At 49.2% G+C, this 21,987-nt stretch carries 26 protein-coding genes; 25 read left to right on the forward strand and 1 reads right to left on the reverse strand.

Annotation, left to right across the window (positions count from 1 at the left end):
- Window positions 1-162 precede the first annotated feature (162 nt).
- From PHH59_RS11465 to rnhB, 4 genes are all read left to right on the forward strand, one after another.
- Window positions 163-669 carry an OmpH family outer membrane protein gene (locus tag PHH59_RS11465; RefSeq protein WP_300015938.1) on the forward strand — a complete coding sequence of 169 codons (507 nt, stop codon included), beginning with the start codon at window positions 163-165 and terminating at the stop codon, window positions 667-669.
- A 52-nt stretch (window positions 670-721) separates the two neighbouring features.
- Window positions 722-1,165 carry a 3-hydroxyacyl-ACP dehydratase FabZ gene (gene fabZ, locus PHH59_RS11470; RefSeq protein ID WP_300015941.1) on the forward strand — a complete coding sequence of 148 codons (444 nt, stop codon included), beginning with the start codon at window positions 722-724 and terminating at the stop codon, window positions 1,163-1,165.
- 2 nt (window positions 1,166-1,167) lie between these two features.
- The gene (lpxA, locus tag PHH59_RS11475; RefSeq protein WP_300015945.1) at window positions 1,168-1,938 is read left to right on the forward strand and encodes an acyl-ACP--UDP-N-acetylglucosamine O-acyltransferase; all 771 of its coding nucleotides are present in this window, start codon (window positions 1,168-1,170) and stop codon (window positions 1,936-1,938) included.
- A 97-nt stretch (window positions 1,939-2,035) separates the two neighbouring features.
- Window positions 2,036-2,623: a ribonuclease HII gene (rnhB, locus tag PHH59_RS11480; RefSeq protein WP_300016092.1), complete on the forward strand. Its 588-nt coding sequence runs from the start codon at window positions 2,036-2,038 to the stop codon at window positions 2,621-2,623.
- On the opposite strand, the gene PHH59_RS11485 is transcribed toward rnhB, so the two are convergent.
- Window positions 2,565-3,605, reverse strand: coding sequence for a serine/threonine protein kinase (locus PHH59_RS11485; protein WP_300015949.1), 1,041 nt, complete (start codon window positions 3,603-3,605; stop codon window positions 2,565-2,567). The genes rnhB and PHH59_RS11485 overlap by 59 nt on opposite strands.
- 184 nt (window positions 3,606-3,789) lie before the next feature.
- Between PHH59_RS11485 and PHH59_RS11490 the strand changes: the two genes are divergently transcribed.
- The 21 genes from PHH59_RS11490 to PHH59_RS11590 all read left to right on the forward strand — a co-directional run bounded on the left by PHH59_RS11490 (window position 3,790) and on the right by PHH59_RS11590 (window position 21,921).
- Window positions 3,790-5,097, forward strand: a complete 1,308-nt coding sequence (locus tag PHH59_RS11490; protein ID WP_300015952.1) for an NAD(P)/FAD-dependent oxidoreductase — start codon at window positions 3,790-3,792, stop codon at window positions 5,095-5,097.
- A gap of 54 nt (window positions 5,098-5,151) precedes the next feature.
- Window positions 5,152-5,685, forward strand: coding sequence for a YcxB family protein (locus tag PHH59_RS11495; protein WP_300015955.1), 534 nt, complete (start codon window positions 5,152-5,154; stop codon window positions 5,683-5,685).
- Between the two features lie 26 nt (window positions 5,686-5,711).
- Complete coding sequence (locus PHH59_RS11500) at window positions 5,712-6,872, forward strand: MFS transporter (RefSeq protein ID WP_300015959.1); 1,161 nt, start codon at window positions 5,712-5,714, stop codon at window positions 6,870-6,872.
- Window positions 6,873-6,974: 102 nt separating this feature from the next.
- Window positions 6,975-7,592 (forward strand): MotA/TolQ/ExbB proton channel family protein, encoded by a 618-nt coding sequence (locus tag PHH59_RS11505; protein WP_300015962.1) that lies wholly within the window; start codon window positions 6,975-6,977, stop codon window positions 7,590-7,592.
- On the forward strand, window positions 7,589-8,023 hold the full coding sequence (locus PHH59_RS11510) for a biopolymer transporter ExbD (protein WP_300015965.1): 435 nt from the start codon (window positions 7,589-7,591) through the stop codon (window positions 8,021-8,023). The genes PHH59_RS11505 and PHH59_RS11510 overlap by 4 nt, the downstream gene beginning before the upstream one ends.
- A complete protein-coding gene (gene lpxK / locus PHH59_RS11515) occupies window positions 8,020-9,006 on the forward strand; it encodes a tetraacyldisaccharide 4'-kinase (RefSeq protein ID WP_300015968.1) in 987 nt (328 codons plus the stop codon). Before PHH59_RS11510 ends, lpxK begins: the two co-directional genes overlap by 4 nt.
- Before the next feature lie 24 nt (window positions 9,007-9,030).
- Window positions 9,031-9,222, forward strand: a complete 192-nt coding sequence (locus PHH59_RS11520; RefSeq protein ID WP_300016095.1) for a Trm112 family protein — start codon at window positions 9,031-9,033, stop codon at window positions 9,220-9,222.
- On the forward strand, window positions 9,219-10,001 hold the full coding sequence (gene kdsB, locus PHH59_RS11525; protein WP_300015971.1) for a 3-deoxy-manno-octulosonate cytidylyltransferase: 783 nt from the start codon (window positions 9,219-9,221) through the stop codon (window positions 9,999-10,001). The genes PHH59_RS11520 and kdsB overlap by 4 nt, the downstream gene beginning before the upstream one ends.
- Before the next feature lie 159 nt (window positions 10,002-10,160).
- The gene (gene yajC, locus PHH59_RS11530) at window positions 10,161-10,517 is read left to right on the forward strand and encodes a preprotein translocase subunit YajC (protein ID WP_300015974.1); all 357 of its coding nucleotides are present in this window, start codon (window positions 10,161-10,163) and stop codon (window positions 10,515-10,517) included.
- Window positions 10,518-10,580: 63 nt separating this feature from the next.
- Window positions 10,581-12,428, forward strand: a complete 1,848-nt coding sequence (secD, locus tag PHH59_RS11535; protein WP_300015977.1) for a protein translocase subunit SecD — start codon at window positions 10,581-10,583, stop codon at window positions 12,426-12,428.
- Window positions 12,429-12,443: 15 nt separating this feature from the next.
- Complete coding sequence (locus PHH59_RS11540) at window positions 12,444-12,677, forward strand: DUF4160 domain-containing protein (RefSeq protein WP_300015980.1); 234 nt, start codon at window positions 12,444-12,446, stop codon at window positions 12,675-12,677.
- On the forward strand, window positions 12,655-12,900 hold the full coding sequence (locus PHH59_RS11545) for a DUF2442 domain-containing protein (RefSeq protein ID WP_300015983.1): 246 nt from the start codon (window positions 12,655-12,657) through the stop codon (window positions 12,898-12,900). Before PHH59_RS11540 ends, PHH59_RS11545 begins: the two co-directional genes overlap by 23 nt.
- Before the next feature lie 59 nt (window positions 12,901-12,959).
- Window positions 12,960-13,883 carry a protein translocase subunit SecF gene (secF, locus tag PHH59_RS11550; protein WP_300015986.1) on the forward strand — a complete coding sequence of 308 codons (924 nt, stop codon included), beginning with the start codon at window positions 12,960-12,962 and terminating at the stop codon, window positions 13,881-13,883.
- Between the two features lie 279 nt (window positions 13,884-14,162).
- Entirely contained in the window at window positions 14,163-14,594 is a 432-nt protein-coding gene (gene ndk, locus PHH59_RS11555) for a nucleoside-diphosphate kinase (RefSeq protein ID WP_300015989.1), read from the forward strand.
- Window positions 14,569-15,681: a 23S rRNA (adenine(2503)-C(2))-methyltransferase RlmN gene (gene rlmN, locus PHH59_RS11560; RefSeq protein ID WP_300015992.1), complete on the forward strand. Its 1,113-nt coding sequence runs from the start codon at window positions 14,569-14,571 to the stop codon at window positions 15,679-15,681. Before ndk ends, rlmN begins: the two co-directional genes overlap by 26 nt.
- On the forward strand, window positions 15,671-16,420 hold the full coding sequence (pilW, locus tag PHH59_RS11565; protein WP_300015995.1) for a type IV pilus biogenesis/stability protein PilW: 750 nt from the start codon (window positions 15,671-15,673) through the stop codon (window positions 16,418-16,420). Before rlmN ends, pilW begins: the two co-directional genes overlap by 11 nt.
- Before the next feature lie 33 nt (window positions 16,421-16,453).
- Complete coding sequence (hisS, locus tag PHH59_RS11570) at window positions 16,454-17,737, forward strand: histidine--tRNA ligase (protein WP_300015998.1); 1,284 nt, start codon at window positions 16,454-16,456, stop codon at window positions 17,735-17,737.
- A 42-nt stretch (window positions 17,738-17,779) separates the two neighbouring features.
- A complete protein-coding gene (locus PHH59_RS11575; RefSeq protein ID WP_300016001.1) occupies window positions 17,780-18,427 on the forward strand; it encodes a tetratricopeptide repeat protein in 648 nt (215 codons plus the stop codon).
- Window positions 18,427-19,614, forward strand: coding sequence for an outer membrane protein assembly factor BamB (bamB, locus tag PHH59_RS11580; RefSeq protein WP_300016004.1), 1,188 nt, complete (start codon window positions 18,427-18,429; stop codon window positions 19,612-19,614). Before PHH59_RS11575 ends, bamB begins: the two co-directional genes overlap by 1 nt.
- 2 nt (window positions 19,615-19,616) lie before the next feature.
- Window positions 19,617-21,014 carry a ribosome biogenesis GTPase Der gene (gene der, locus PHH59_RS11585; protein WP_300016007.1) on the forward strand — a complete coding sequence of 466 codons (1,398 nt, stop codon included), beginning with the start codon at window positions 19,617-19,619 and terminating at the stop codon, window positions 21,012-21,014.
- A 103-nt stretch (window positions 21,015-21,117) separates the two neighbouring features.
- Complete coding sequence (locus tag PHH59_RS11590; RefSeq protein WP_300016010.1) at window positions 21,118-21,921, forward strand: CatB-related O-acetyltransferase; 804 nt, start codon at window positions 21,118-21,120, stop codon at window positions 21,919-21,921.
- The last annotated feature ends 66 nt before the right edge of the window (window positions 21,922-21,987 follow it).

The raw sequence follows: 21,987 nt of genomic DNA on the forward strand, positions 1-21,987 counted from the left end.
GTTTGCTTCGCTTATCCCCTATAATTTGACGATACTTAATTGAATGGATATTACAATCCCATCAGTTCTTGCTTTAGCATGATTAGGATGCAGTGCAAGAACTGATGGGATTGTAATATCAGTAACAACATTTACTATTTACCTTTGGAGATTGATTTTACAATGAAAAACAAAATTGGATTATTTTTAGGCGTGTTACTGACTGCAAACGCCACTGCGGGCTTTGCCGACTTGAAAATTGGTTTCGTGAACATCCCTGCCGTTCTTGAGAAAGCCCCGCAAGCGGAAAAAGCCAAAAAACGTCTGGAACAAGAATTTTCCCCACGCGACCGGCAATTGGTTGCCCAACAAAAAGAAATACAAACCAAAGAAGAACGCATGACCCGCGATGGCTCCGTTATGGGCGATGCGGAACGTGCCAACCTGGAAAAAGACATCATCAATAAAAAACGCGACGCCAAACGCTCACAACAGGAATTCAGCGAAGATTTTAATGCCCGCCGTAATGAAGAATTAGGCAAATTGCAACGCCGGATTGTCGAAGCGATCCGCGCCATCGCCAAAGACCAAAATTTTGATTTATTGCTTACTGACGGTGTGATTTACGCGAGTGAAAAAATTGACGTGACGACCCAAGTCCAGCAAAAACTCGCCGGTATGCCAGATTGATTTGACCATTCCCCGCATACGCACACTAACCCCTAGATAAAGCACCTTAACTATGTCTATCACATTAGATATTCTTCAAATACAAGAATTTTTACCGCATCGCTATCCTTTTCTTTTGGTTGATAAAGTAGTCGAGTGTAAACCTGGGGTTAGTTTAACCGGCATCAAAAACGTCACTTATAACGAACCTTTTTTCCAAGGGCATTTTCCGCAAAAACCGATTATGCCTGGGGTTTTGATTCTGGAAGCATTGGCCCAAGCCACCGGCTTGTTGGCATCTGAAACGGCTGGCGACGAATTGGATGGTATGATTTATTATCTGGTCGGCATTGATAAGGCCAAATTCAAACGCCCTGTCGTCCCTGGTGACCAATTGATGCTCAAAGTCAACTTTGTCAAAAGCAAACGCAATATCTGGGCATTTGAATGTTGCGCTGAAGTCGACGGCGAATTTGTCGCCAGCGCGGAAATCCGTTGTGCGGCAGTGGTGGATTAACCTTGATACATCCTACCGCCCTCATTGATAGCGATGCAGAATTGGCTGGCGATGTTTCCGTCGGTGCTTATTCTGTTATTGGTGCCGGGGTGAAAATTGCTTCCGGTACGGTCATCGGTTCACATGTCGTCATCAAAGGCCCCACATCCATAGGTAAAGACAACCGCATTTACCAGTTTTCATCTATTGGCGAAGACCCACAAGACAAAAAATATGCCGCCGAAGTGACCCGCCTGGAAATTGGTGACAGGAACACCATCCGTGAATTCACCTCGTTGCACAGAGGCACTAAGCAAGACCACAGCCTTACCCACATCGGCAGCGATAACTTGTTTATGGCTTATACCCATGTCGCCCATGATTGTGTGATCGGCGACCATGTCATCATGGCAAACGGTGCATCTTTAGCGGGCCACGTCCGCTTGAACAGCCATGCCATACTTGGCGGTTTCACGTTGGTGCACCAATTTACGCAGATAGGCCAGTACAGTTTTGCCGCGATGGGCAGCGCCATCACCCAAGACATCCCGCCTTTCATTATGGTCGGTGGCAAACCGACACGTCCGCATGGCATCAATTCCGTGGGCATGGAACGCAATGGCATCTCCGCCGAGGATATCCGTCTGATCAGAAAATCTTACAAGCTTATTTATAAAATGAACTTGCGCTTGGAAGATGCGATAGAGCAGATGGAAGATATGGCAGGTGACAGCAAGCAAGTCTCTGATATGGTAAGTTTTTTGCGTAACGTCACCCGGGGCATCATGCGTTGATCCGCTTTTGGATTACGCAAAATTGGAGGGGATGTGAGTAAAAAGACAGGTTTTTTGTACCCACTGTTTAACTTTGCGCAACACAATCTAAGCAATGATGCTCGCCGGAGTTGACGAAGCAGGCCGTGGGCCTCTAGCCGGGCCAGTCATGGCGGCTGCCGTCATTCTAAACCCACTGCAACCGATAATGGGGTTGGCCGACTCAAAAACCCTGAGTGCGGACAAGCGGGAAATGCTTGCCGGTTTGATCAAGCGGCACGCGCTCAGTTGGGCCATCGCCTCCGCCAGTGTGGAAGAAATAGATACCCTGAATATTTTGCAAGCCACTTTGCTCGCCATGCAGCGTGCGGTTGGCGGTTTGCACCTGCAACCTGATGAAGTCTGGGTCGATGGCAACCGCTTGCCCAAACTGACCATGCCGGCCCAGGCGATAGTCAAAGGCGATAGTAAAATCCCCGCCATTAGCGCCGCTTCCATACTCGCCAAAGTTGAACGTGACCAGCTTATGGATGTTTACCATAGCAGCTATCCCGATTTTGCTTTCCACCAGCATAAAGGCTACGGTACGGCCCGGCATTTAGCCGAAATTAGCCAGTTTGGGTTTCTGGACATCCACCGCAAATCCTTTAATCCGTTAAAAACTTGGCTGCTCCGGCAAAAAATGGCGGGCCGTCAAATTGATTGATGGTTAATGGCGGCCCCGCCATTAATTCGATTTGTTCTTGCAATTCAGTGATTCGGTCTTGCCAGTAACGGGGCATGGTAAACCACGGAAACGCCGCAGGAAATGCGGGGTCGTCCCAACGTTTGGCAATCCACGCCGCATAATGGATCAGGCGAAGCGTCCGTAACGCCTCGATGAGATGCAGCTCCCTTGGCTCAAAATCATAAAAAGTCCGGTAACCAGCCAATAAATGCTGTAATTGCACGGTGATCTCCGCCCGTCCGCCGGACAGCAACATCCACAAATCCTGTATTGCCGGCCCTGTGCGGCTATCGTCAAAATCGACAAAATGCGGCCCGTCATCGGTCCACAAAATATTTCCTGGGTAGCAATCGCCATGTAAACGTAATTGCCGGACTTCTCCCGCCCTTTCAAAGCATGAATGCACACCCGCCAAAGCTTGGGCACTGATGGCCTGGTAAGTCTCAACGTATTCGGCAGGAATACAATCATTGTCCAACAGATAGGCTCTTGGCGTATCACCAAAACTGTTGATGTCCAATATCGGACGTTCCTTGAAAGGAGTTAATGCGCCGGTGGCATGTATCCTGCCCAGTAACCTTCCCATCCATTCCAGTTTTGTCCGGCTTTCGAGTTCCGGCACGCGCCCGCCTTGTTTGGGGAACACGGAAAAACGAAAACCATCAATATGATGCAGGGACTTGTCGCCGTCGAATGCCAAGGTCGGCACAACCGGCAATTCTGCTTCGTATAATTCCTGGACAAAAGCGTGTTCTTCCAAAATAGCCTTATCCGTCCAGCGTTCAGGGCGGTAAAATTTGACCACCAAAGCCGGCGCATTAATAATCCCAACTTGATAAACACGGTTTTCGTAACTATTTAAAGCCAACATGCGCCCATCGCAAGGCAAGCCGATGGCATCCAGCGCGTTGAGGATGATGTCAGGGGTTAGCGCAGAAAAAGGTGCAAGAGATGTTTTCATGGCGTCATTGTAACCTTATATTTGCGATATTGTTTTTATAGGGAAAATTAGCACACCAATGGCCCGCCTGTCAGAAAAAAATAGGCTCAAAACAATTGACCTATGGATAAAATCAGTCAGGCAGCCGGGCATGGATTCGCTATAATGCGTAACGTAGGTAATCACAGATTGAGGGGATAGGGTTATGGCGAATGAAATCAACACCAAACATAAAATAGTCATCGTCGGTGGCGGTGCCGCAGGAATTGAATTGGCGACCGCATTGGGGCATAAGCTGGGCAAAAAAGGTTTGGCGGAAGTGACTTTGATTGATGCCACGACCACGCATATCTGGAAACCTTTGCTGCATGAAGTGGCGGCAGGGACGCTGGATGAGTCGGAACAAGTGGAATATCTGGCACAGGCGCACCGCAGCCATTTCCGTTTCCGTTTGGGCAAGATGGAAGGTTTGGATCGTGCCAGCAAAGCAATTTATGTCAGCCCGGCCTTTAATGATGCTGGCGAAGAGCTGATTCCACGCCGCACGTTTGCCTATGATACCTTGGTCATGTCGGTCGGCAGTGTCAGCAATACTTTTAATATTAAAGGTGTCGCCGAGCATTGTTTGTTTCTCGACACCACGTCACAAGCGTTTAAATTTCAAAAACAATTATTTGAATCGTATATAAAAAATTATATCGGTAAAGAAAGCGGCAATGTTAAGCCGCTGTCAATTGCCATAGTCGGCGCGGGGGCAACGGGTGTGGAACTTGCCGCGCAATTGCATGAAGTGACCAACGTGCTGGCGATTTATGGCTTAAATGAAACCAGCGATGTCAAGCTTACGATTATTGAAGCCGCCACGCGCCTGTTGCCGGCTTTGCCCGATAAACTGGCTTTGGCGACGCAGCAACAATTGGTCAAGCTGGGTGTCGATTTGAAACTAGGACGCCGGGTGACCGAAGTCACGCCCGAAGGCATCACCACGCACGATGGTGAATTCATCGAAGCCAATATCAAAGTGTGGGCGGCAGGCATCAAGGCACCTGACTGGATAAAAAACCTCGATGGCCTGGAAACCAACCATATCAACCAACTGGTTGTCGATAGCAGCTTAAAAACCAACGATGACGACATTTTTGCGATAGGTGATTGCGCCGCCTGTGTCTGGCCTGGACATAAAGGCAATGTCCCGCCCCGCGCCCAAGCCGCACACCAACAAGCCACCGCCGTGGGAAAAACCATCATCAACCGCTTGCAGGGCGGTAAGCCTGTGGAGTTTGTGTATTATGATTACGGCTCGCTGGTGTCCTTGGGCAAATACACCACGGTCGGCAATTTGATGGGCAACTTGATGGGTACGGTCAGTATCGGCGGCTTTATCGCCAAAGTCGTTTACCTATCGTTGTATAAAATGCACCAGATTGCCATACACGGCTATTTCCGCACCGCCATGTTGACATTGTCCAACGCCTTTAGACGCAGCGTTTATATCAAAATAAAAATGCACTAACCATTTCCTTAATAACAATTAGAAAAATAACAACCAATTAAAAAAAATAACAATATGTTTGAAATCGAATACGAATTCCGCGAACGCGACCTGATCCATTTTAACGAATTACAGTTCGCTAAAAATGACGAGATTCAACACAACATAAAAAAGAACCGCATCATCGTCCCTGGCGTGATTTTTTTGATTGGCTTTTTTTATTATTTTTACTACCACGATGTGCAGGCAACGGCTTATGTCTTGGTGATCGCTTTGTTGTGGGCTGTGCTATCGCCAAAAATCATGAAGCTGGATTTACATCGGCAGATTTTAAAAAGCTACTCGGAAAGTGAAAAAGCCAATTTGTTTGGCATGTATATTTTGACTATAGACCCTGCCAATCCCAAGTATCTCTTGGAAAAATCCCCTAGCGGCAAAAATAAGATGGCTTGGGAAGAATTGCTTAGGGTCGAATATGGCAAAGCGTATGTATACCTTTATCTCAGCTTGGACACCGCGCTGGTGATTCCGGTTGAAACTGTCAAGAGGGGCAATCTGGAAGAGTTTGCAGAGCAAGTGGAGAAAATGATAGAGCGGTTTGGCGAATAAGTGCCTATTAGCGCAAGCAGTATCCTATGTCCATACCTTATTGGCGGCTTTCGAGCTTTTACTGGTTTTATTTTGCCGCCTTAGGCGCTTTTATCCCGTACTGGGGGCTGTATCTTAAACAGGCTGGATTCGATACTGTACAGATAGGCCAGCTTTCGGCTTTGCTGGTGGGCTGTAAGATAGTCGCACCGAATTGTTTAGGTTGGCTTGCCGACCATACGGGTAAGAGCTTGCCACTTGTCCGTCTGGCGTCTTTTTTAGCCGCCTTGGGATTTTGCGGGTTTTTATACGCCCACAATTACAGTGAATATATCTCGGCAACGCTGGTGTTCAGTTTCTTCTGGAGTGCCGCTTTGCCACAATTTGAAGCGGCGACGCTGGCGCATTTGAAGACCGAAGCGCACCGTTACAGCCAAATCCGGCTCTGGGGTTCGGTAGGCTTTATTGCCGCCGTGCTGGGCCTCGGTGCATTGATCGACTGGCAGCCGTTGACAATATTGCCCGCCATCATGATCGCGCTGTTGACTGGCATAGGTGCTGCGGCTTTAATCGTGCCTGAAGCGCGGGCGATTAGCCATGACAACCAACCGTTAAAGCTTTGGCGCATCCTGAAAAACCCCGAAGTCATTGCGTTTTTTGTCGTCTGTATGTTGTTGCAAACCGCGCATTCGCCCTACTATGTGTTTTATTCCATCGTCTTGAAACAACACCATTATTCATCAACCATTATTGGCGGACTTTGGGCCTTGGGTGTGGTTGCAGAGATTGTCTTGTTCATCTTCATGCGCCGCTTATTGGCGCGTTGTTCCCTGCGGGCCTTGTTGCTGGCCAGTATCAGCCTAGCCATCGTGCGTTGGTTGCTGATTGCCTATCTTGCCGATTCAACCGTGTGGCTGCTGGCCGCGCAGTTATTGCATGCGATGACTTTCGGCGGGACGCATATCGCGTCCATACACCTGGTCCATCGCTACTTCGGCAGCCAACACCAAGGCAAAGGCCAGGCTTTGTATAACAGTTTTAGTGCCGGATTAGGCGGCATGGTCGGCAGCTATGCCAGCGGCTATTATTTCGACGCTATCGGAGCCACCGGCATTTACACCGCCGCCGCGTTTTGTTGTGCATTGGCCTTGCTGATTGCTTATCTTTGGATAGGTAGGGAAGGTGGTAATATATTCATTGTTCCATAAGTTTTAGCCTGGGTTTTATAGGCGGTCATGCAAGAACCAATTGGAAAATTAATAGCAGTTTAGGGTCATTTGTATTTTAACTTTCCCCCATCAGGACATCCCGTGTTTGAAATTATAAAAAGCGGTGGCTGGTTGATGCTGCCACTCATTTTGTGTTCCATCATCGCTATGGCGATCATTGCCGAACGATTCTGGTCGTTACAGAAAAAGAAAGTGTTGCCGCCTGAGCTGGTATCGCAAGTTTGGCGCATTGCCCGCGACAATAAACTGGACGACACTACCCTGCGCCGCCTAAAAAGTAGCTCGTCACTGGGTTTTATCCTCGCGGCGGGGCTGGCTAATAGCCATCATGGCCGTGATGTCATGAAAGAGTGTGTCGAGGAAGCGGGCCGCCAAGTGGTGCATGAGCTGGAACGTTTTTTGAACACGCTGGGCACCATCGCCTCTATCTCCCCGCTATTGGGATTGCTTGGTACGGTGGTGGGGATGATCCAGGCATTTTCGGCGATAGTCGAGCAGGGCGTGGGCGATCCGACCATACTGGCGGGCGGAATTTCCGTGGCCCTGATCACCACGGCGACGGGCTTGACCGTCGCGATTCCCAGCCTGATTTTCCATCGGTATTTTGAAAGGCTGGTCGATGAATATGTCGTCAGCATGGAAGCGGAAGCCCTTAAACTGATCGAGATCCTGCACGGTGACCGTGAGGCGGCGTTATGAAATTCCATCGTAAAAAACGCCCTTTGCAGGATATTTCCGTCACGTCGATGGTGGATGTGGTGTTGCTATTGCTGTTCTTTTTTATGGTCAGCACCACGTTTAACAAACAAACACAGGTTAAGATCAAATTGCCCGAAGCGAATGGTGCAGAAACGGAGGCCGCTATTGACACCGTCAAACTGACTATTGACGCCAGGGGGGTATATTATCTTGACGATAATGACGGCATGACGCATGAATTGCTCAACCAAAAACGGGAAACCTTGCTACAGGCTTTACGCAAACGCAATAACCAGGCTAGCCCGGTGCCTTTTATCATCAATGCCGATGGCAAAACCCCCCACCAGGCCGTCATAACCGCCTTGGAAGCCGCCAGTGCCGCCGGATTCAGCCACATCAGCTTCGCCACCGAAGCTAAGCCCGTGCCATGAAAAAAAGACTTGCCCGCTGTATCGAAACAATTTGGTATAAAGACCAATTTATCGGCACTTGGCTGATGCCCTTAGGTTTTCTGTTCAGCGACATCGCGCGTTTTCGTGCCTGGTTGTACCGGATTGGGGTGTTGAAAATCCACAAACTGCCCGTTCCGGTCATCGTCGTTGGCAATATCACCGTGGGTGGGACTGGTAAAACACCGTTGATAATCTGGCTGGCACAGATGCTGAAAACGGCAGGTTTTCGCCCGGGCATCATCAGCCGAGGTTATGGCGGACAATCCCAAGCACCTCAGGCTGTGCAGCCGGACAGCCCCGTCACCGAAGTCGGTGATGAAGCCTTATTGATCGTCAGACAAACCGCTTGCCCCTTGGTCGTTTCCCCAAAACGGGTCGCTGCTGCCCAGTATTTGCTGGCGCATCATGATTGCAACATCATTTTGTCCGATGACGGCCTGCAACATTACGCCCTGGGCCGGACCATTGAAATTGCCGTGGTCGATGGTGAGCGGCGTTTTGGCAATGGCTATTGCCTACCCGCCGGGCCTTTGCGCGAGCCTATCCATCGCTTGCAAAGCGTAGATTTCGTCATCGTCAATGGCGAAAAAGCAGAAGAAAATGAATATGCCATGCACCTGCAAGGTGATAAGGCCGTCAATCTGGCCACAGGTGCCAGCAAGCCGTTGTCCGGTTTTGCAGGCAGCCCTTGCCATGCGGTTGCAGGTATAGGCAATCCCGAACGGTTTTTCAAGCAACTTGCCGCAGCTGGTTTGGTTTGTAAAAACCATCCTTTCCCTGACCATTATTTTTACCAACAAAGCGACCTTGTTTTCGCCGACCAGCATCCTGTGTTTATGACCGAAAAAGACGCGGTAAAATGCAACGCATTCGCCACCTCACAGCATTGGTTTGTTCCCGTACAGGCCGTGCCTGACGCTGATTTTGCCGTGCAACTTTTAAACTTAATCCAGAGCAAATAAACTTAATCCAGAGCAAAACCCATGATAGATAAAAAATTAGTAGACATTCTCGCTTGCCCGATCTGCAAAAGCCCTTTGCGTTATAAAAAGGAACAGCAAGAATTGATTTGCCGAGCCGACCGTTTGGCGTTCCCCATCCGCGATGACATCCCGGTCATGCTTGAAGACGAAGCGCGTACTTTAAGCTATGAAGAAACCGAAGCCTTATATCAATGAGCCAGCCGTTTAAAGTCGTCATCCCCGCCCGTTACGCGTCCACCCGCTTGCCCGGCAAGCCCTTGCTGGGCATCGCCGGGCTGCCGATGATCGCCCATGTTTGCAAGCGTGCCAGTGAAGCGGGGGCGGAAGAGATTATCGTCGCCACCGATGACGGGCGGATTATGCAAACCGTGCAGGATCTCGGATTCAATGCCGTGATGACCCGTACCGACCATCAAAGCGGTACGGAGCGCATTGCCGAAGTGGCGCAGCAACGCGGCTGGGCGGAGGATACGGTCATCGTCAATTTGCAAGGTGACGAACCGCTGATTCCGCCCGATTACATCCGCGATGTCGCCGCCGCCCTCGCCGGACAGCAACACGCCGGAATCGCCACGCTAGCCGCCGGGATTATCGACGCGGACGAAATCTTCAATCCCAACGCCGTCAAAGTCGTACTGGATCAACACGGCTACGCCTTGTACTTCAGCCGTGCGCCGATTCCGTGGGAACGCGGCAACTTTTCTGCTACGGGCGGTACGCCATCAGGAAAAATGCCTTATCTGCGCCATATCGGCATATATGCCTACAGGGTTGCCTTTTTGCAACGCTATTGCCAGTGGCCCGCCTCGGTATTGGAAACCGTGGAGTCGTTGGAACAGCTTAGGATCTTGTGGCAAGGCGAAGCGGTGCGGGTGCAAACCGTCGCGCAAACGCCGCCTGCTGGTGTCGATACCTTGGAAGATTTGCAACGTGTCGAAAAACTGTTGGCGAAAGTTTACTGCTTGAATGATTAAATGGCTGTAACCCCTAAAACCACAATTATTTCGTGATAATAGGGCGGGTAGTATAAGACCATGTTGTCGCCCTAGAAATTTTCCAACTAAAAGGAAAACGTCTGCCGACTATGGCATAATGGCGAAATTTTTTATTTAACGATTACATTGAGGACAATCATGAGTTTCTTTATTTCCGACGCACTGGCTGAAGCCGCGCCTGCCGCCTCCCAACCGGGTATTGAGGGGATGCTGTTCCCGCTGGGTATCCTGGTGTTTTTTTACTTTTTATTTTTGCGCCCCCAAGCCAAGCGCACTAAAGAAAAGAAAGAAATGATGGCGACCTTAAAAAAAGGCACCGAAGTCGTCACGTCCGGTGGCATTTTAGGGAAAGTGGTTGATCTGGATGATAATTTCGTCAAAATCGAAATTTGCGACAACACCTTCATCCAAGTGCAACGCCAAAGCGTTGAGAACATGATGCCGAAAGGCACTTACAAAGCGGTCACCAAAAAAATATCCATAACAAAAGAATAATCGCCTGCTTAAGGGCAACACCGCCGACGACTTCCGGCGCGGTTTAATGATTGGAAGAACATAATGCAAAACAGTTACCCACTTTGGAAAAATGCCTTAATCCTGCTGATCTTTCTGGTCGCCATTATTTACGCATTACCGAACTTATACGGCGAAGACCCTTCTGTCCAGGTGTCATCAAACCGCGCGACACCGTTGGCGCAAACCAAGGCGAGCGAAATTGAGGAAGCGATCAAAAGTTCAAACACCCCATTAAAAGGTTTTGAATTTAAAGATGGCCGTGTGCTGGCAAGGTTCGGCAATACCGATGAGCAACTGAAAATTGCCGATTTGCTCCGCGACAAAATGGGCAGTGATTACACGGTGGCGTTAAACCTGGCCCCCACCACGCCTAGCTGGTTACGCGCCTTGGGTGCGGACGCGATGTATCTGGGCCTGGATTTACGCGGTGGTGTGCATTTTCTGCTCGAAGTCGATATGGACGCGGCGGCGAAACAATCGGAAGAGCGTTATAACGACGATTTGCGCCTGGCATTAAGAGGCGCGAACCTGCGTTACCAATCGGTTGCCAAAGACAACGGCTTTATTAAGATCAAGCTGAAAATAGCTGATGAGAAACCCAAATTATTGAGCCTATTGGACAAGGATTTCCATTCGCTCGAAGTGACCGAGCCGGAAGCCAAGGATGAAGTGTGGGTGAAAATCACCGAACGCGAAGTCAAGGAAGTCAAAAAGAACGCCGTCGCACAAAACATGACCACCTTGCGTAACCGTGTCAACGAATTGGGTGTTGCCGAACCGGTGATCCAACAGCAAGGTGAAAACCGCATCATGGTGCAATTGCCCGGAGTTCAGGACACCACTCGCGCCAAAGAAATTTTGGGTACGACGGCGACCCTGGAATACCGTTTGGTCGATGTCGAACATGATGTGCAAAAAGCCGTCGAAGGCCATCCGCCCGTCGGCAGCCGTTTGTATTACGATAAAAATGGTCAGCCGATTTTGTTGAACCGCCAGATTATTGTCACCGGTGACCAAATTGTCGATGCGTCTTCGGGTATAGACCAGGATGGCCGTCCGGCGGTGTTTATTTCATTGAATGGCGTCGGTGCGGCAAAAATGGGCAAGCTGACCCAGGCCAATGTCGGCAAGCCGATGGCGGTCGTGTTTATCGAATATAAAGTTGACACCAAAACAATTAATGGTGAAAAAGTCCGCCATAAGGAAAAGGTTGAGAAAGTCATCAGTGTCGCGACCATCCAGGGCGTGTTCAGCAAGCGTTTCCAAACCACTGGTCTGGATAGCCCGCAAGAAGCCCGCAATTTATCCTTGCTACTAAGGGCTGGCGCGTTGGCGGCTCCGGTGGATATTGTTGAAGAGCGTACTGTTGGCCCAAGTTTAGGTCAGGACAATATTGACAAAGGCTTTTTGTCATTTGTCGTCGGCTTTGTCTTGGTCGTCTTGTTTATGGCGGTGTATTACCGTTTGTTCGGCCTGATCGCCAATTTCGCGTTGGCGTTTAACGTGGTCATCGTCGTCGCTATTTTATCCATGCTTCAGGCGACATTGACCTTGCCGGGCATTGCCGGGATCATTCTGACCGTAGGTATGTCGGTCGATGCCAACGTCTTGATTTTCGAGCGGGTTAAAGAAGAAATCAGGAACGGCAATTCGCCGGCCGCGAGTATTTTTATCGGTTACGAAAAAGCCTTTGCGACCATTTTGGACTCCCATGTCACTAACCTCGTTGTTGCCGTGGTGTTGTTTGCGTTTGGTACCGGTTCGGTCAAGGGTTTTGCCGTGACCTTAATTATCGGTATCTTGTCTTCCATGTTCACGGCGATTACTGGCACACGTATGGTCATCAACTGGATTTATGGCGACCGTCGGGTTGAGAAATTATCGATTTAGCAACTTGCCTCTGCAATGCCTACCTTATTGACAGTTGATGGTTTTAAGTTTTTCTTTTATGCCAATGAGCATGAGCCAAAACATATTCACGTTATGAAAGGTGGTGACTTTGCCAAGGTTGAATTGGCCTCCATGCGGGTAGTCCAAAACTGCATGAAACCAAAAGACCTTAAGAAAGCGCTGGATATTATCGCCGACCACAAAGAAGAATTTGCAAGGAAATGGGATGACTATTTTAGCCAAAGGTAAATCTGTCCATTTTGATGACCGTTATTTGCATGTTGAACTTGAAGACGGACGGATCATCTCAACGCCCATGTCTTGGTACCAAGAATTGCAAGAAGCTTCCTTAAAGCAACTTGCGGATTTTCAATTTATCTGCAAGGGCAGTGGTATTGAATGGCCTGGATTGGATTATCATTTGAGCATCGCCAGCATGTTAGCTGTTGGACTGGACAAGCAAGCGGCATAAAAATCCCTTTAAATCCACACGATTTTGAATTTTCACCTGAAAACTGTTAAAAACAAACGATGAAAACAACCAATATTAATTTTATAGGCAACCGCAACATAGCCCTGATCTTTTCCGGCTTGCTGTCGCTCATCTCCATCGTCGCGCTCTCCGTGCAGGGCTTGCAGATGGGCATCGACTTTACCGGTGGCACACTGATTGAAGTCGGTTACCAAAAACCGGCGGACTTGACCGTGTTACGCGCCACGCTGGACGAATCCGGCTTTCCTGATGCGACTGTACAAAATTTCGGCACGGCGAAGGATGTGTTGATTCGCTTGAAGTTGCAAGAAGGCGTCAGTAGTGCCGATTTAAGCACCAAAGTATTGGATGCGATCAACAAACATACCGCCGAACCCGCCAGTTTGCGACGCGTTGAGTTTGTCGGCCCGCAAGTCGGTGACGATTTGGCACAAGACGGCTTTTTAGCCCTGCTCTATTCCACTATCGGCATTTTGATTTACGTTGCGTGGCGGTTTGAATGGAAATTTTCTTTGGGCGCGATCATTGCGACCTTGCATGATGTGATCGTCACCTTGGGTATGTTCTCGTTGCTGGGCATGGAATTTGACCTGACGGTGTTGGCGGCGGTGTTGGCCTTGATTGGCTATTCGCTGAACGACACCATCGTGGTTTATGACCGGATCAGAGAAAATTTCATCTTGCTACGGAATAAAACTACCGAAGAAATGATGAATATTTCTGTAAATGTGACCTTGAGCCGCACGATCATGACATCGTTGACAGTGATCCTGGTGTTGGCGTCGCTGTTTTTCTTAGGTGGTGAAGTCATCCACGGTTTTGCGGTCGTGCTGTTGTTCGGCGTATTTTTCGGCACTTATTCATCCATTTTCATCGCCAGCCCGATGGCCTTGATTTTGGGGGTCAGCCCACAAGATTTGATTCCTGCCGCGAAATCAGAGCATCTGGACAATTTGCCTTAGCCGCTGGTTGTTTAACTCCGTTTTATTGTCCACGAAAAACACGAAAACCAAGTACGTAGACAGCGGTTTTTGTCTGGAGCGCGGACATCTTGTCCGCCACTTTGCGGGTTATCATACGCGACAGCCAAAAAGCCAACTGCCGCATTTTCGTGTATTTCGTGGACATCCAATTCATTTAAAGCGGCAAAGGCTGCGTAAAGCACGATTAACAACACCTGTCATTTTATTCGGCTATAATTGACAATCACTTTTTATCAATCCCTTGGAGTTTTAGAAACAATGGCAATCGAACGTACCTTCTCAATCATTAAACCAGATGCAGTGGCAAAAAACATCATTGGCGAAATTTACAGCCGTTTTGAAAAAAATGACCTGAAAATCGTTGCTGCCAAAATGTTGCATTTGACTAAAGAACAAGCGGAAGGTTTTTACGCAGAACATAGCGAACGTGGATTTTTTAATGACTTAGTGGCTTTCATGATTTCCGGCCCAGTCATCATGCAAGTATTGGAAGGCGAAAATGCCGTTCTCAAACACCGTGAAATCATGGGTGCAACCAATCCTAAAGATGCCGCTCCAGGCACACTCCGCGCCGACTTTGCCAACAGCATTGATGAAAACGCTGTCCACGGCTCAGACGCATTGGCAACTGCCGAGCGTGAAATAGCTTACTTCTTCCCAGCCGATGAACTCTGTGCCAGAACCCGCTAAGCTTAAAAAAACCAATTTGCTCGATTTCGACAGAAAAGGCCTCGCGGCTTTTTTTGTCGATTTAGGTGAAAAACCATTTCGGGCGACGCAATTGCTGAAATGGATTTATCAGGAAGGGCTCACTGACTTTGACCTGATGACCAATTTAAGCAAACCCTTACGCAATTTTTTGACCGAGAACTGCTGCTTGGAAACTCCCGAAATTGTCGTTGAACAACATGCCAGTGACGGCGTGTACAAGTGGGCCTTGCAAACGCATTGCGGCAATCGCGTTGAAACGGTGTTCATCCCCGAAGAAGGGCGAGGTACTTTATGTGTATCGTCGCAAATTGGTTGTGCTTTGGCTTGTACGTTTTGTTCGACCGCACAACAAGGCTTTAACCGTAACTTAAGCACCTCTGAAATTATTGGTCAGGTCTATGTCGCGCAAAACCGTTTGGGAAAAGAGGCCAGGGTCACCAATGTGGTCATGATGGGTATGGGCGAGCCGCTCTTGAATTTCGACAATGTGGTCGCCGCCATGAACCTGATGATGGATGATTTTGCTTATGGCCTCTCCAAACGCCGTGTGACCGTCAGCACGTCGGGCGTAGTCCCCGCCATGTACCGTTTGACTGAAGTCTGTGATGTCAGTCTGGCGGTGTCCTTACATGCGGTGACGGACGAATTGCGCGATGAACTGGTGCCCATCAATAAAAAATACCCGTTAAAGGAATTGATGGAAGCCTGCCGCGCAAATGCCAAGCTCGCACCCCGCCGCACTGTCACGTTTGAATATGTCATGCTTGATGGTGTCAATGATTCCCTGGAAGATGCACATGGTTTGGTTGATTTGTTAAGCACCGTCCCTGCGAAAATCAATCTAATACCGTTTAACCCTTTTCCGTTGTCGTCTTATCGTTGTTCCAGCAACAACCGTATCCACCAGTTTAAAACCTTGCTGAACGATGCGGGGATAGTCACGACCGTCCGCAAAACCCGTGGTGAAGATATTGATGCCGCTTGCGGGCAACTGGTCGGACAAGTTAAGGACAAAAGCCGTCGTCATCTTAAGCTCAAACTAGCAGGTGCTGAAAGTGTGGTTTGAAATTGCAAAATTACTTAGGCTTCCTTTTATCCTAAGCACTGTTTTGGTCTTGGCTGCTTGTGCGACCACGGCGGAAAAAAATGAAAAAACGGACACATATTTGCAATTGGGTGTGCGCTATATGAATATGAACCGCTTGGAAATTGCCAAAGAAAATTTGGAAAAAGCCTTGCACAATGATCCCGGCAATGTCCAGGTGCATAATGCCTTGGCGTTTTTGTACGAAAAGATTGAAAAAATCCCTGAAGCAAAAGCGCAATATGAGACGGCTTTGAAATTGGCTCCCGAAGATTTGGGGGCGCTTAACAACTACGGGCGTTTTCTTTGCGAACACGACGAAGTTGGGGGGGGCATGGAGCTGTTGAACAAGGCGATTGCCAATTTGCTGAATGAACGTCCGTGGATGGCGTTGACCAATGCCGGCCTTTGCCAGATGAAGGCAGGGCAAAAAACACGCGCCAAGGCTTATTTTAAGCAGGCATTGATGATGAACGCGAATTATGCGCCGGCTTTACTGGAAATGCAGAAAATCAGTTATCAAAACCGCGAATACTGGCCCGCCAAAGCCTTTTTACAACGTTATCTGGAGGCTGCCCAACATACTGCCGAATCCTTGTGGTATGGGATGCAGACCGAACGCGCTTTAGGCAATGATGGCCTGGCGCAGGAATATAAAAATCTGTTGCTGGAAAACTTCCCCCTTTCCAATGAAGCAAAAAAAGTCGAGTCTGTCCAATAAACGTACGGTAGTAACCAAGCAACCTTAATCAGCATGGCAAACACAATACAAGCAATACGCGGGATGCACGACGTGCTTCCTGAACAAACTCCACTGTGGCAATACGCGGAAACCATAATCAGGGATGTCATGGCGGCTTATGGCTATAGCGAAATCCGCTTGCCGATAGTTGAAAAAACCGAATTGTTCAAACGCTCCATCGGTGAAGTCACCGATATTGTCGAAAAAGAAATGTACACCTTTGATGACCGTAACGGCGATTCGTTGACCTTGCGTCCCGAAGGTACGGCGGGTTGCCTCAGGGCTTGCCTGGAGCATAGCCTGTTGAACGGTCAAGTGCATAGACTGTGGTATTACGGCCCGATGTACCGCCATGAACGTCCGCAAAAAGGCCGTTACCGCCAATTCATCCAACTCGGCGTGGAAACTTATGGTATGGCGGGTTCGGATATTGACGCCGAATTGATTTTGTTAATGGACCGCTTATGGAAACGCTTGGGGATACGTGACAAAGTCCGCTTGCAACTGAATTCATTAGGGACGATAGAAGAGCGCAAAGCTTACCGTGAAGAACTGGTGGTGTATTTCCAGCAACATCTGGACGCACTGGACGAAGACAGCCAACGCCGTTTGCACACCAACCCGTTGCGCATCCTTGACACCAAAAATCCGGCAATGCAGGACGTGGTCGCCAAAGCGCCGGAATTGATGGCGTTCTTAGGCGACGGCAGCCGCCAGCATTTCCAGGGGATTACGTCGGTTTTGGAAGGCTTGGGCGTCCCCTATGAAATCAATCCGCGTTTGGTGCGTGGTCTGGATTATTACGGCAAAACCGTATTTGAATGGGTTACTGATGAGCTAGGCTCACAAGGCACGGTCTGTGCCGGTGGCCGCTATGACAGCCTGATCGAACAGCTAGGCGGCAAAGCCAACTACGCCGTCGGTTTTGCGATGGGCATGGAACGCTTGTTGGCCTTGATGGAAACCTTGGACACCATCGTGCTTGCCAAACCGGTTGATGTCTACATGGTACGGGTCGGCACACAAGCCGAACGGGCGGGTTTGCAGTTTGCCGAAGCCTTGAGGACAGCGGTTCCGGCCTTGAAAATACAAGTCAACATCGACAGCGGCAGTTTTAAAAGCCAATTTAAAAAAGCCGACAAAAGCGGGGCTGATTATGCGATTATCATCGGAGATGACGAAGCTGGTCGAGGTGAAGTCAGCATTAAATCCCTGCGGGACGAGCAAGGCCAACAAACCCTGCCCAACAGTTTGGCGATTGCGTTTTTTCAAAATTATCTGGCAAGCCGCAAATAATCTTAAGTTACAAATAGTTAATAAACGAACAAGAGAAATAGCGTGGAAATTTACGAAACAGAAGAAGAACAGGTTGCGGCCCTCAAAGCTTGGTGGAAGGAAAACGGGCAAGCAACCTTGATCGGTCTAGGTCTGGGCATTGCCGTGATTTTGGGCTGGAATTACTGGCAGGATTATCAACACGGACAAGCCGGGCAAGCCGCTGGTTTATATGCCCAACTGCTGAAAGCACAAGCGTCAGATCAAAAAGACTCGGTCACTAAACTGGCGGAACAAATGGAAACCCAGTTCAAAGGCAGTGACTATGTCTTATTTGGTGAGTTGATGGCGGCTAAAGTTAAGGTTGATCAAGGCGATTTGGCGGCTGCCAGGCAAATCCTTGAAAAAGTTGCCAAGGCGTCGAATAAGGAATTGGGCAATATCGCCAAGATTAGATTGGTGCGTTTGCTGATGGCGAATAAGGAATACGAACAAGGCTTGAAATTGATCAACGACATAGATCCCGCCACATCGGCCAGTTTTTCGGGCCAGTATGACGAATTGACCGGTGATTTATATGTCGCTTTGGACCGTGTTGATCAGGCACGTACCTCGTATCAAAATGCGTTGCGTAATGGCCAGCAATCGCCATTGTTGCAAATGAAGCTTGATGATCTGACTCCTCCTGAAAAGATAGAAAATAAGAAATAATGCGCTTAATTACGCTGCTATTGTTATGTTTGAGTTTGGCGGGCTGTGCCGCCTGGGATACCCTTGGCGAATCCTTTTCCGGCATTAGCGATTATTTTGGTGGCGGTGAAGACAATGCCGACCCCCCCCATGCTTTGGTCGAATACACTCCTGAAATAAAAATCGACGTGCGTTGGAAAGAATCGGTTGGAGACGGTGCCGACGAACAAATGCTGAAACTGGTGCCCGCCATCGGTAGCGCGCGGATCATAGCGGCCGATAGGAACGGTATCGTCCAGGCACGGGACTTGATTAGCGGTGATGAAATCTGGGAAGTAAAAACCGGGCTGCCGTTTTCGGCAGGGCCAGGGGTCGGCAGGAACACTGCGATACTGGGGACCAGCGATGCCGAAGTGGTGGCCCTCAGTGCCGACAACGGCAGCCAGCTTTGGAAAATCAAAGTCTCCAGCGAAGTGCTGGCGGTTCCGGTCGTTGCCAATGGCATCGTCGTGGTGCATACCGCCGATGGCAAAGTCATTGCCATTAACGAAAGTACCGGAGCCAAATTGTGGAGTTATGAGGTCAACGTCCCCGCCCTGAGCATCCGTGGCTCGGCTACGCCTGTGATCATCGAAGATAAAGTCATCAGCGGTTATGACAATGGCAAACTGATGGCCTTGCAATTGAAAGACGGCAAATATATTTGGGAAAGCAGCGTCGCTGTGCCTAAGGGCCGTTCCGAAGTGGAAAGGCTGGTCGATCTGGATACCGATCCACTGGAAGCGGCGGGTACGGTTTATATCGCCGCCTATCACGGGGGGGTCAGCGCCATATCAGAAGTCGATGGCGAAGTGGTCTGGCGCAATGAAAGCGTATCGTCATACACGGGCTTGAGCAACGATTGGCGGTATTTGTATTTGTCCGACACCGAAAGTGATGTGTGGCAATTGGATTTGCGTAGCGGTTCGTCATTGTGGAAACAAAAAGATTTGCACCAGCGGCGCACATCGGCACCTGCGGTTTATGACCATTATGTCGTGGTCGGTGATTTTGAAGGTTATGTCCACTGGTTAAGCACCATCGACGGCCATCAGTTGGGGCGTGTGCAAATTTCTGACAGCCCCATCGAAGCGAAACCGGTCGTCGTGGACAACACGGTTTACGTTTACGCAAAAGACGGCACACTTGCCGCTTTAACCGTCCAATAATCATGCTACCTGTCATCGCCTTGGTCGGACGGCCTAATGTCGGCAAATCCACCCTGTTCAATTATCTGACGCGCAGCCGCGAAGCCCTGGTTGCCGATTTTCCTGGCTTGACCCGTGACCGCCAATACGGGCGCGTCAAACATGGCATCCGGCCTTGCCTGGTCGTTGACACTGGCGGTATCGCCGATGATGCCGAAGGCATAGAAAGCTTTTCCAGAAAGCAGGTGCAAGTCGCGCTGGAAGAAGCCGATATTGTCTTGTTCATGGTTGATGCCCGTGAAGGTTTGAGCGCGTCTGATAAGGCCATTGCCGAAAGTTTACGGAAACTGGCGAAGCCCATCATTTTAGTGACCAATAAAGTCGATGGTCTGGATGCCAATCTTGCCGCCAGCGATTTTTACTCGTTGGCATTAGGTGAACCCTCACCCATTGCCGCCTCGCATGGGCGTGGTGTCCCAGAATTATTGGAGCGCGTCAATAAATTGCTGCCCGCCGCCGCTGATCTGGTGGACGATGAAGGCGAGCGTAAAGGCGTAGGCATCGCCATCGTGGGTCGTCCTAATGTCGGCAAATCGACGCTAGTCAACCGACTGCTCGGCGAAGAGCGGGTCATCGTCTATGACCAGCCCGGCACCACCCGTGACAGCATCTATATTCCCTTTGAGCGCAATGGCAAACAATTTACCTTGATCGACACCGCCGGTATGCGCCGCCGCTCAAAAATCGCCGAAACCATCGAAAAATTCAGCGTCATCAAATCCCTGCAAGCGATTGAAAAAGCCCATGTCGTGATTTACCTGATTGATGCCAGTGAAGGCGTGACCGACCAGGACGCGCATTTATTAGGCTTAATCATCGAAGCCGGACGGGCGATGATTATTGGCTTGAATAAATGGGACGGCCTGGACGCACATCAAAAAGACACCATCAAGCGGCAACTGGAAGTTAAGTTAAGCTTTATGGAATTTGCCGAAAAACATCCGATTTCCGCGTTGCATGGCAGTGGCGTCGGCAAGTTGTTCGATGTCGTCAATACCTTGTACGAGTCGGCGATGATCAATATGTCAACGCCCGTCTTGACGCGCATCCTCAAGGAAGCCACCGATGCCCATCAGCCACCGTTGGTCAATGGTCGCCGCATTAAATTGAAATACGCCCACCAAGGCGGACGTAACCCGCCGATTGTTATAATCCACGGCATCCAAACCGATGCCTTGCCAATTTCATATAAACGCTATTTGACCAATTATTACCGCGAAAAACTGAAATTATCCGGCACACCGATACGTTTGGAATTCAAATCGCCGGTCAATCCCTTTAGCGGGCAGAAAAAGAAAGTCACCGATTGGCAAGTGCAACGTAAAGAGCGTTTGATGAAGCGGGTTAAAAGTAAAAAGTAAACGCTATTAAAAGCAAAAGGCTGGACGACTTTTTTGTCAAATTGCCCTTGTGCTAAAAATCTTGTGATTTACAATTCCGTGATGCTTAATATTGGAGATCATTATGACAGTCATCGCTTTGGATGAAGCTAAACTAAACTGGCTGGTGGCCAACCGCATCTATTTCGAACTCAGAGGCGGTACGCGGCTTAAGATTAACCAGTCGCTCCGTTGGTTGCCGCATGTGGAGGTGGAGCCTTATGCCGCATATCTTGTCGGATTCACACTATGGCATATGGGGGCTTTTTCCTACTCATGGTCAATTTTACCTCCCGATACGAAGGTGGGTAGATACTGTTCCATAGAGGCGGGTGTCAAGGTGATCGGCGGAAATCATCCCTTGCATCGATTTTCCACCTCGCCCTTTTCTTACGACTTAACGCATAAAATATATAGCCAGGCCTGCGAAGATTTTGGAATGGGTTTTAAAGCTGCCGGAGACACTTCTATCCCTCCCAAAAGAAGAGCACCTCCAATTATTAAACATGACGTGTGGATAGGTAGCGATGTTTTGCTGGCACGGGGCATTACCATTGGGACAGGTGCGGTGGTTGCCGCCGGGTCTGTAGTGACTAAGGATGTCCCCGCCTATGCCATCGTTGGTGGCGCACCCGCCCGCCTTATCAGATATAGATTTCCAGAACAGACAATAGAACAACTGTTGAGTACTGGCTGGTGGAATTATGCCTTCCCGGATTTTCGCGGCATTGACATGGCTTCCGACATTCAACAGCAGTTGGCGCTGCTTGAAGAAAAGATCGAGAGCCAAGAAATTATTCCCTACAGGCCTAAAAAATTACGGAATTCAGATTTGTTGGCGGTTTCAGACGGGTCTGCCTTAGACAGTCCGGTCACTACAAAGCCATAAAGTAAAGGGTTAGATTTTGTTATCAAACCTCCATTACATTCCAAACTTCTTGGTACAATTTTGGTA

Origin of the sequence: Methylovulum sp. (genome assembly GCF_028687615.1) — a bacterium.
In the GTDB taxonomy this organism is placed as follows: domain Bacteria; phylum Pseudomonadota; class Gammaproteobacteria; order Methylococcales; family Methylomonadaceae; genus Methylovulum.